Raw genomic sequence first — 10,473 nt, forward strand, 5'->3', positions numbered from 1 at the left:
GGTCAGAGCCCTTTGCTACGCAAAGGGCTCTGACCCCAACAATCAAAAAAGGCAGCCATAGGCTGCCTTTTTTGATTGTGCTCCCGCCCTTGATTCCGCCCTTCCCGTCCGCGCCCGCAGGAAACCTGGCAGGCGGGACGGGTGGGCCTTTGCAGGACCGTTGGCGCGATGGATGGCGCCATCGAGCCCCCATGGATGGGTTTACGGCGTGTCCTGCAAAGGCCCACCCGTACCGCCCACCACGTATCAATCAAGGCGCCGCGAACGGAGCGCTTGATAAACCTTATTCCGCCAACATCGCCGTCAGCTTCTCCCGCGCCGGCCCTGCCAGCTTCGGGTTGTCCAGCGCGAAGCGGATCGTCGCTTCCACCAGCCCCAGGTGCGTACCGCAGTCGAAACGAGTGCCCTCGAAACGGTAGGCATCCACCTCTTCGGTCTTCAGCAGCTGCGCGATCGCATCGGTCAGCTGGATCTCGCCGCCGGCACCGCTGCCGGTCTGCTCCAGCAGCTCGAAGATCTTCGGGCTCAGCACGTAGCGGCCGACCACGGCCAGGTCGCTCGGCGCGTCCTCCGGCTTCGGCTTCTCCACGATCTGCGAAATACGGCCCTTACGGCCATCGAAGGCCTCGGTCGCGACGATGCCGTAACTGGCGGTCTTGTCGTGCGGCACATCTTCAACGGCAATGACGCTGGCGCCACTGGCTTCGTTGAGATCGGCCATCTGCTTCAGCGCGCTGTCGCCGCGGTTCCAGATCAGGTCGTCCGGCAGCAGCACCGCGAACGGCTCGTCACCGATCACGGCCTTGGCACACAGCACCGCATGGCCCAGGCCCAGCGCCTCGGCCTGGGTCACGAAGATCGCGCGCACGCCATTGGGCAGCACGTGACGGATCAGCTCCAGCTGCTCCTGCTTGCCGGCGCGCTCGAGCTTCTGCTCCAGCTCGTAGGCCTTGTCGAAGTAGTCGGCGACCGCGTGCTTGTAGCGGTTGGTGATGAACACCAGCGTGTCACAGCCGGCCTCGATTGCTTCATCCACGGCGTACTGGATCAGCGGCCGGTCAATGATCGGCAGCATCTCCTTCGGCACGGTCTTGGTTGCTGGCAAAAAACGCGTCCCCAAACCCGCTACGGGGAAAACTGCCTTGCGAATTCGCTTGCTCATTGGTGCCTGTTGGCCTCGCGTGCGGGAAAGGGCACGACTTTAGCGGATGAAATGTAAGCATCCTGTTCGATTGGCGAGAACTCGGGCATCGTCGCGAACAGGACTTCCTTGATGGTTTCGGTGTCGTAGCTGCACACCGCCTCACGCAGGCGCGGGACGTTGCCCAGCACCAGATCGCGCGAGAACATGCGCACGCCGGCCTCGAGGACCTTCGGATGCGCGGTTGCGCGGTAGTCCTCATCCGAATAGAACAGCGTCTCGTGCAGCTTCTCGCCCGGACGCAGGCCGGTATAGATGATCTGCACATCCTTGTACGGCTGCTTGCCCGCCAGACGGATCATCTGCTCGGCCAGCAGCCGGATCGGCACCGGCTCGCCCATGTCGAGCGTGTAGATCGCACCGTGCGAGGCCGAGGCCGCGGCCTGCAGGATCAACTGGCAGGCCTCGGGGATGGTCATGAAGTAGCGGGTGACTTCCGGATCGGTGACCGTGACCGGACCACCGCGCAGGATCTGCTCGCGGAACAGCGGCACCACGCTGCCGGCCGAGGCCAGCACGTTGCCGAAGCGCACGGTAACGAAACGGGTGTGCGTGGACTTCTGGTCCAGGCTCTGGCAGATCATCTCGGCATAGCGCTTGCTGGCACCCAGCGCGTTGACCGGATCGACCGCCTTGTCGGTGGAGATGAACACGAAATGCTCGACGCGCGCTTCCAGGCAGGCGCGGGCCACGTTCTCGGTCGCCAGGATGTTGTTACGCACGGCTTCGCGCAGCTGCCGTTCCAGCACCGGTACATGCTTGTACGCTGCGGCATGGAACGCGGTGTCGACCGGATGCAGCGACAGCGCATGGCGGATCACCGCAGGATCGCCACAGTCGCCCAGCACCGCTTCGATCTCGATATCGGGGAAGCTGCGACGCAGCTCACCCTCGATGGTCAGCAGCAGCAGTTCGCTGATCTCCAGCAGGATGATGCGGCCGGCACCGTGGCGCGCGCACTGGCGGCACAGCTCCGAGCCGATCGAGCCACCGGCACCGGTCACCATCACGGTGCGACCGCCCAACCAGCCCCGGATCAGGTTCCAGTCCGGGGTGATCGGCTTGCGGCCGAGCAGATCCTCGATCGCCACTTCCTTCAGTTGGCCGGGCAGCGACTGCCCCTGCAGGATGTCGCTCAGCTTGGGCACGGTGCGGAACGGCACGCCGGTGCTTTCGCAGATGGCGACCACCCGCTGCATGCCTGCGGCATCCAGCGAGGGCATGGCGATCACCAGCAACTTGGCCGCAGTCTCGCGGACCACCGCCGGGGCATCATCGAGGCTGCCCAGGATCGGCAGGCCCTGCAGCTTGGCGCCGCGCAGGTGCGGTGCGTCGTCCAGCAGGCCGACCGGTTCGAAGTTGCCGGAGCGGCGCAGATCGCGGACCAGCGTCTCGGCGGCTTGCCCCGCACCGAGGATCAGCACGCGGCGCGCGCTCGAATCCGACTGCAGTGCCTGGTAATCCTTCCAGGCCCGGTACAGCAGGCGCGGGGCGCCCAGCAGCGCCGACAGCGCGAACGGATAGATCACCAGCACCGACATCGGCACGCCGTCGAAACGCTTCCACATCAGCACCAGCACGATGCCGACCAGGCCGATGAAGCTGGCCTTGAAGATGTTCAGCAGGTCGCTGACGCTGGCGAAACGCCACAGCCCGCGATACAGGCCCACGCGCCAGAACACCAGGCCCTGCAGCAGCAGCACCAAGGTGGTGTCGACATTCCAGAGCGGAAGCGAAGGCGCGTTGGGGAGGATCGAGTACCGCCCGGCGTGGAGCAGCTGCCAGCATGCCCAGACCATGAACAGGTCGTGGCAGACGATGGCCGAACGCGGCATCAGGCCGAGGATTCTGTCCCGCCAGGGTGAAGCCATAAGTCAGGTATTTCCTTGTCGGTGACGCAATCCATTGCGCAGGAGGATCCAGAGGACGCTCAGCGCGAGAAACCACGCGACCGCCAAGACAGCCTCCCACCTCGGCTGCAAATTGGAGCAGACATTAAGCACTGTAATACTGAACAGGCCCAAAGCAAAGTACATCCCTGTCACCTGGGCGTGGCTGGCTCCTGCCTGCACCGCCCGCTGGTAGACGTGCTGGGTATGGGGTTCCATCCAGCGTTGTCCGGAGATGATGCGCGCCGCCAGTGTGAAGCCCGCGTCCACGAGGAACGCCGAAGCCGGCACCAGCAGCAGGATCCAGTTGATATCGGTACGCACCGCAGCGATGGCCAGGACGACGGCGACTGCATAGCCCAGCGCGCCACTTCCGACATCACCCATGAAGATCCGGGCCCGCGGGAAATTGAACGGCAGGAAGCCCAGGCAGGCCAGGCCCAGCGCCACCGCGGCCAGCGAATACGGCCAGGGCAGCACCGGCGCCAGGCCCAGCGCAACAACAATGGCCTGGCTGGCGGCAATACCGTTGATGCCATCCATGAAGTTCCAGATGTTGATCAACGAGGCGGTGAATACCAGCACCAGCCCGGCCAGCAACCAGCTTCCACCATGCACCTTGACCAGGGCGGCCAGCAGCGCGGCGGCAATGAAGTGCACCAGCAGGCGGCGCATGGCCGGCAACGGCCGGTGGTCGTCCCACCAGCCGATGCCCGCCACCAGCACCAGGCCCACGCTGGCCACCAGCAGGCTCGGTGTCGATTCAGGCCAGACCCACATCGCTGCACCGGCGGTGACCAGCAGGCTGATGACGATGGCGATGCCACCACCGCGCGGCGTTGCCACGCTATGGCTGCGACGCTCGCCGGGCTGGTCCAGCAGTTGCTGGCGCAGGGCATAACCCCGTGCCGCCCAGGTCAACCCCGCACTCAGCAGGGCCAGCCCCAGCAGCGCGCCCATCACGAGCCACGGCATGGATCAGAGCACCGCGTAGTTCAGCAGTGGCTTGACCGTGCCCCACTCCTTGCAGCTCGGGCACTGCCAGTGGTGGGTGCGTGCACCGAACCCGCAACGGGTGCAGCGGTAAGCGGGATTGCGCACCAGCAGCTGGTCGGTGATGTGCTTGAGGTCATGCAGGGTCGCCGTGGAATCGGCGCCCTCGGCCAGGGTCAGGTCGATCAGCGCCGATTCGCCACGCACCGACGGACGATCCTTGAGCTGGCGGCCAAGGTAGGCTCGGGCCGGAGCCACGCCCTCCTGCTCTTCCATCAGCCGGGTCAGGGCCAGCACCGGGGCGATGCCACGGTAGTGCTCGGTCATTTCCGACAGGAACGCACGTGCGCCTGCCAGATCGCCTACCTTGCGGTAGTTTTCCATCAACGCCGGCAGCAGCTCCGGCAGGTACTCCGGGTCGTTGCGCGCGGCGCGCTCGAATGCACGCACGGCGGCTTCAGCGTTGCCGGCATCGGTCTCAAGGCGACCTTCGATGATGCCGGCGCGCACCGACATCGCATCGGCCTGGTAGGCCCGGGCAATCGCTGCCCTCGCCTCTTCCAGCTTGCCGGCGCCGCGGAAGCGTTCGGCCAGTTCGCACTCGAACTGCCCGATCAGCTTGCCCATCGGCTCGCCGGTGACGTCTTCGAAGCGGGTGGCGTTGTCGATCGCCTTTTCCCAGTCGCGCTCGGCCTGGTAGATGCCGATCAGGTGCTTGAGCGCCTGCGGGGCGCGCTGGTCCAGCTGCGCCAGCTCGGTGAACACGGTTTCTGCACGGTCCAGCAGGCCGGACTTCATATAGTCCTCGCCCAGCGCCAGCAGGGCCTGCACGCGCTGCGCGTCGCTCAGGTCGTGGCGGTTGACCAGCCCCTGGTGCAGGCGGATGGCGCGGTCGACTTCACCGCGGCGGCGGAACAGGTGGCCCAGCGCGACCTGGGTCTCGAAGGTTTCCTTGTCCAGTTCGGCGATGTGCAGGAACAGTTCGATGGCCTTGTCCGGCTGCTCGTTGAGCAGGTAATTCAGGCCACGGAAGTAGGTGCTGGACAGGCGGCTGACCTGGCTGTCACCGTGGCGTTGACCACCACGCCGCCCGATCACCCACCCGGCCAGTGCGGCCAGCGGAACGAACAGGAAGAACCAGAACCACTCGGTGACGAAATCCATCTTCGATCAACGTCCATCAAAAGATTGGGGGGAAGCGACCGGTGCCGGCGAAGCGACAGCGGACTTGTTGGCGCGGCGCAGCTGGCTGTAGAGCGGAATGACCACGCTCACCAGCACCAGCCCGGCACCGACCACGACACCGACCAGCAGCGCGGCGATCAGGGCCACGCCCACCGAGGTGTGCAGCTGGGTAAACAGTAGGTTGATCGACATCGCGGTCATGTTGACCGCACCAATGATCAATCCAAGGATCAGCACCGCCAGCAGGACCAGCAGACGAAAAACCTTCATGCGACAGCTCCAGTGGCAGGAGTCCGTAGCTTATCCGACTCGCGGCTGGATTCGCACGCGATGGCGCGACGGAGGGCTCAGGCCGGATCGGCGTCCAGCGGCAGCACACTGCTGACCCGCTCGCGCAGTTCCTTGCCCGGCTTGAAATGGGGGACATGCTTGCCCGGCAGGGCAACCGATTCGCCGGTCTTCGGGTTGCGACCCAGGCGCGGCGGACGATAGTGCAGCGAGAAGCTGCCAAAACCACGGATCTCGATGCGATCCCCGGCGGACAGCGATCCGCCCATCATTTCCAGCAACGACTTCACCGCCAGATCGACATCATCGGCCTTCAGGTGCGCCTGGCGGCGCGCAAGGATTTCGATCAGTTCGGATTTGGTCATTACCGGCTCACATCAGGGGCATCTCAGCCTGAAACGGCCCGGGCAATGCCCGGGCCGTCCAGGAAACAACGAACAGCGTAAGGCCGATTACTCGGACTTGTTGCCGTTCAGCTGCGCACGCAGCAGCGCGCCCAGCTGGGTGGTGCCGCTGGAAGCCGAAGAGGACTGGTATTCCTCCAGCACTTCGCGCATTTCCGCGTCATCCTTGGCCTTGATCGACAGCTGCAGGGTACGGCCCTTGCGGTCCATGCCCACGAACTTGGCTTCGACCTTGTCGCCGACCTTCAGGTGCTGGGTGGCGTCGTCAACGCGCTCGTTGGCGATGTCGCGAGCCGAAACGTAACCCTCGATGCCGTCAGCCAGCTCGATGATCGCGCCCTTGGCGTCGACTTCCTTCACCACGCCTTCGACCTTGGAGCCCTTCGGATTGGCAGCCATGTACTGGCCGAACGGATCCTGCTCCAGCTGCTTCACGCCCAGGGAGATGCGCTCGCGCTCCGGATCGACAGCCAGGACGACGGCGTCCAGGGTATCGCCCTTCTTGAAGTTGCGAACGACGTCTTCGCCGGTGGTGTTCCAGCTGATGTCGGACAGGTGGACCAGGCCGTCGATGCCGCCGTCCAGGCCGATGAAGATGCCGAAGTCGGTGATCGACTTGATCTGGCCCGACACCTTGTCACCCTTCTTGTGGGTGGCAGCGAAGGTTTCCCACGGATTGGCGGCAACCTGCTTCATGCCCAGCGAGATACGGCGACGCTCTTCATCGACGTCCAGCACCATCACTTCGACTTCGTCACCAACCTGCACAACCTTGGACGGGTTGACGTTCTTGTTGGTCCAATCCATCTCGGAGACGTGCACCAGGCCTTCGACGCCCGGCTCGATCTCAACGAACGCGCCGTAATCGGTGACGTTGGAGACCTTGCCGAAGACGCGGCTGTTGGCCGGGTAACGACGGGCGATGTTATCCCACGGATCTTCGCCCAGCTGCTTCAGGCCCAGCGAAACGCGGTTGCGCTCGCGGTCGAACTTCAGCACGCGCACGTCCAGCTCGTCGCCGACGTTGACGACTTCGGACGGATGGCGCACGCGCTTCCATGCCATGTCGGTGATGTGCAGCAGGCCGTCGATACCGCCCAGGTCCACGAACGCGCCGTAGTCGGTCAGGTTCTTGACGACACCCTTCAGGATCGCGCCTTCCTGCAGCTTGTCCATCAGCTGCTCGCGCTCTTCCGAGTGCTCGCTTTCGACGACAGCGCGGCGCGAGACCACGACGTTGTTACGCTTGCGGTCCAGCTTGATGAGCTTGAACTCGAGTTCCTTGCCTTCCAGGTAGGCCGGATCGCGCACCGGGCGCACATCGACCAGGGAACCCGGCAGGAAGGCGCGGACATCCTTGATGTCCACGGTGAAACCACCCTTGACCTTGCCGCTGATGCGGCCGGTGATGGTTTCGTTCTTTTCCAACGCTTCTTCCAGCTCGTCCCACACCATCGCGCGCTTGGCCTTCTCGCGCGACAGGACGGTTTCGCCGAAGCCGTTCTCGATCGAGTCGAGGGCGACCTTGACGATGTCGCCTTCGGCGACGTCGATTTCGCCAGCGTCGTTACGGAACTGTTCGATCGGCACGATGCCTTCGGACTTCAGGCCAGCGTTGATCACCACGACGTCGCCGCGGACTTCAACAACGGTACCGCTGACGATGGCGCCCGGCTTCAGCTTGGCCAGATTGGCCTGGCTGGCTTCAAACAGTTCGGCAAATGATTCGGTCATTAGATTTACTCTGTTGGACACATGGGTCGGTGGCGTCCCCTTCAGGGGAATGGCGACCGCCCGCCTGTTGGTCGACCCCGGAAACGCAGGTCGTGTGTAGTAGGAAAACCGCCACGCATCATTGCGCGACGGAGCTGGTACAGCACTGCTATGCGCGACCACCGCCGATGCTGCTGGCAGTGCTCCCGCGCGAACGGATCAGGCAGCCGGAACCGGAAGCAGATCCATCACTCTGGCAACGACATCATCGATGCCGATGCCTGTGGTGTCGATGAGGACAGCATCGTCTGCCGGCTTCAGGGGCGCCACGGTACGCTGAGCATCACGGGCGTCGCGGGCCATGATCTCGCGCAGGAGGTCATCAAAGTTAACAGAAACCCCCTTGTCTTTCAACTGCTTATGCCGGCGCTCGGCGCGCTCCTCGGCACTGGCGGTCAGGAAGACCTTGTAGGAGGCATCCGGGAAGATCACCGTGCCCATGTCGCGACCGTCGGCGACCAGGCCCGGCAGCTCCCTGAATGCGCGCTGGCGCTCCTTCAGGGCGGCCCGGACCTCGGGAATGGCGGCAATGGCCGAGGCCAGCGCACCGGTGGTCTCCAGGCGCAGCTCGTCGGTGGCATCGGTGCCGTTGACCATGACCCGCATGGCATCGCCCTGCTCGACAAACTGAACGTGGGTGTCGAAGGTGCAGCGGACCAGCGCCGAGGCATCGGAGGTATCGATGTCAGCCCAGCTTGCGGCCACGCCCACCGCCCGGTACAGCGCGCCCGAATCCAGGTAATGCCAGCCCATCCTGCGCGCGATGATGCGGCTGATGGTACCCTTGCCGGCCCCGGATGGGCCGTCGATGGTCAGGACGGGAGCGAGTGGATTCATGGGGGTCCCAGAGCGTGTGAAGAGGCCATTCTAGCCCCTGCCAGACGCCCCCAGCGGGATCTTTTGTGCAACCACTTGAAACCACGAGGAAAAGCCCGGTAGAATGGCGGGCTTGAACGAGCGTCAACTGCCGATTGTCTTTCGCATATCGCGGCCACGCTCCACCCGAACAACTACTGTTTACGCCGAGGTATGCCATGAAAGTCCTGTCCTCCCTGAAGTCGGCGAAGGCCCGTCACCGTGACTGCAAGGTCGTGCGTCGTCGTGGCAAGATCTTCGTCATCTGCAAGTCGAACCCGCGTTTCAAGGCGCGTCAGCGCTAAGCCTCACAGCCTTCCGGCTGCGGCTGGCCCTACGCGGGGCCGACCCGATGCAAGAAACCGCCTTCGGGCGGTTTTTTGTTATGCGGCTTTTTCCTGCCGTTTTTGCTGTAATCGCCTTTCTTGACCACTGGGGAGTAGATCGAGATGAAGCGTTACCTGTCCGCCCTGGCCGTGATGGCCACCCTGGCCGCCGCCACGCCGGCGCTGGCCGATACCCTGCTTGTCGACCGCGCCCGCGAGAAGCCGGCTGGTGCCCTGCCCGTGCGCGGCCAGAGCATGCAGCAGGTACAGGCGCAGTTCGGCGCGCCGAGCGAACAGCTGCAGCCGCGTGGCGGGCAGAAGCGGCAATGGCCGACCATCAACCGCTGGGTGTACCCGCAGTTCACCGTCTACTTCGAGAAGCAGAAGGTGATCGACGTGGTGGCCAACCAGGCGGACCCGAACGAAATCGGCCCGAAACCACCGATCCGTTGATCCCTTTACCCGCCGTGGGCGGGCCTGTGTAGCGAGACCATGAACCAGACCCTTCGTTTTCCTGCCGAGTGGGAAGCCCAGAGCGGCGTCCTGATTGCCTGGCCCACCGCCGACACCGACTGGGCCGACCGCCTGGGCCAGGTGGAAGAGACCTACATCGCCCTGGTCGCGGCCATCACCCGCTTCCAGCCGGTGCTGATCTGCGTGGCCGACGACGATGTGGAGACCTATGCCGAAATGCGGCTGCGCTCCAACCGCATCGACATGGACAAGGTCCACTTCACCACGGCCGCCTACGACGATACCTGGCTGCGCGACTCCGGCCCGATCACCCTGCGCCGTGCCGACGGCGGTTTCCAGCTGCTGGATTTCCGCTTCACCGGCTGGGGCGGCAAGTTCGACGCCACCCTGGATGACCAGCTGGTGGGCGTGCTGGACCAGGCCGGCGTGTTCAACGACGCGCCGGTGCGCAGCATCCCGTTCGCGCTGGAAGGCGGCGGCATCGAGACCGATGGCGAAGGCACCCTGCTGACCACCTGGAAGTGCCTGCACGAGCGCCATCCGGACCGCGACCGCGCCAGCCTGAGCGCCGACCTGGCCGACTGGCTGCAGCAGGACCGCGTGCTGTGGCTGGACCACGGCTACCTGGAAGGCGACGACACCGACGCGCACATCGACACCCTCGCCCGCTTCGCCTCGGCCGACAGCATCGTCTACCAGGCCTGTGACGACGAGAGCGACTCGCACTACGCCGAACTGCAGGCGATGGGCAACGAGCTGGCCGCACTGCGCACCAAGGATGGGCAGCCGTACCGCCTGTTCCCGCTGCCGTGGGCACAGCCGGTGATCGACGAAGGCCGCCGCCTGGCTGCGTCGTACGCCAACTACCTGATCGTCAATGGTGCAGTGCTGATGCCGGCCTATGGCGACCCGGCCGACGACCTGGCCCGCGATGTGCTGGCCCAGGCGCACCCGGGCCGCGAGATCGTGCAGGTGCCCTGCCGCTCGCTGATCTGGCAGAACGGCAGCCTGCACTGCATCACCATGCAGCTGCCGGAAGGGCTGTTGAAGGCATGACGGTAGTGCCGGCCGCTGGCCGGCAACCC

The 10,473-nt window shown here is 64.8% G+C and carries 11 protein-coding genes; 3 read left to right on the plus strand and 8 right to left on the minus strand.

Translation table 11 applies throughout. The features are described 5' to 3' along the window. Positions 1-283 precede the first annotated feature (283 nt). The 8 genes from galU to cmk form a co-directional block, all read right to left on the minus strand. Positions 284-1,162, minus strand: a complete 879-nt coding sequence (gene galU / locus O0K41_RS21170) for a UTP--glucose-1-phosphate uridylyltransferase GalU (RefSeq protein WP_005409291.1) — start codon at positions 1,160-1,162, stop codon at positions 284-286. Further along, entirely contained in the window at positions 1,159-3,072 is a 1,914-nt protein-coding gene (locus tag O0K41_RS21175) for a nucleoside-diphosphate sugar epimerase/dehydratase (protein ID WP_005413043.1), read from the minus strand. The genes galU and O0K41_RS21175 overlap by 4 nt, the downstream gene beginning before the upstream one ends. A gap of 3 nt (positions 3,073-3,075) precedes the next feature. Further along, positions 3,076-4,065, minus strand: a complete 990-nt coding sequence (locus O0K41_RS21180) for a glycosyltransferase family 4 protein (protein WP_043035154.1) — start codon at positions 4,063-4,065, stop codon at positions 3,076-3,078. A gap of 3 nt (positions 4,066-4,068) precedes the next feature. After that, a complete protein-coding gene (gene lapB, locus O0K41_RS21185; protein ID WP_049448339.1) occupies positions 4,069-5,247 on the minus strand; it encodes a lipopolysaccharide assembly protein LapB in 1,179 nt (392 codons plus the stop codon). Between the two features lie 6 nt (positions 5,248-5,253). Continuing rightward, on the minus strand, positions 5,254-5,538 hold the full coding sequence (locus O0K41_RS21190) for a lipopolysaccharide assembly protein LapA domain-containing protein (RefSeq protein WP_049448337.1): 285 nt from the start codon (positions 5,536-5,538) through the stop codon (positions 5,254-5,256). Between the two features lie 77 nt (positions 5,539-5,615). Then, positions 5,616-5,921: an integration host factor subunit beta gene (locus O0K41_RS21195; protein ID WP_005409286.1), complete on the minus strand. Its 306-nt coding sequence runs from the start codon at positions 5,919-5,921 to the stop codon at positions 5,616-5,618. An 87-nt stretch (positions 5,922-6,008) separates the two neighbouring features. Continuing rightward, positions 6,009-7,694, minus strand: coding sequence for a 30S ribosomal protein S1 (gene rpsA, locus O0K41_RS21200; RefSeq protein WP_057498113.1), 1,686 nt, complete (start codon positions 7,692-7,694; stop codon positions 6,009-6,011). A gap of 198 nt (positions 7,695-7,892) precedes the next feature. Further along, the gene (cmk, locus tag O0K41_RS21205) at positions 7,893-8,570 is read right to left on the minus strand and encodes a (d)CMP kinase (protein WP_014036894.1); all 678 of its coding nucleotides are present in this window, start codon (positions 8,568-8,570) and stop codon (positions 7,893-7,895) included. 197 nt (positions 8,571-8,767) lie between these two features. Between cmk and ykgO the strand changes: the two genes are divergently transcribed. The 3 genes from ykgO (at position 8,768) to O0K41_RS21220 (ending at position 10,444) form a co-directional block, all read left to right on the plus strand. Beyond that, positions 8,768-8,893 carry a type B 50S ribosomal protein L36 gene (gene ykgO / locus O0K41_RS21210; protein ID WP_005409283.1) on the plus strand — a complete coding sequence of 42 codons (126 nt, stop codon included), beginning with the start codon at positions 8,768-8,770 and terminating at the stop codon, positions 8,891-8,893. Between the two features lie 144 nt (positions 8,894-9,037). Continuing rightward, positions 9,038-9,367 carry a hypothetical protein gene (locus tag O0K41_RS21215; RefSeq protein ID WP_005416228.1) on the plus strand — a complete coding sequence of 110 codons (330 nt, stop codon included), beginning with the start codon at positions 9,038-9,040 and terminating at the stop codon, positions 9,365-9,367. A gap of 39 nt (positions 9,368-9,406) precedes the next feature. Beyond that, a complete protein-coding gene (locus O0K41_RS21220; protein WP_005413039.1) occupies positions 9,407-10,444 on the plus strand; it encodes an agmatine deiminase family protein in 1,038 nt (345 codons plus the stop codon). Positions 10,445-10,473: the final 29 nt, after the last annotated feature.

Source organism: Stenotrophomonas sp. Sm2128 (assembly GCF_030985535.1).
GTDB lineage: Bacteria > Pseudomonadota > Gammaproteobacteria > Xanthomonadales > Xanthomonadaceae > Stenotrophomonas > Stenotrophomonas maltophilia.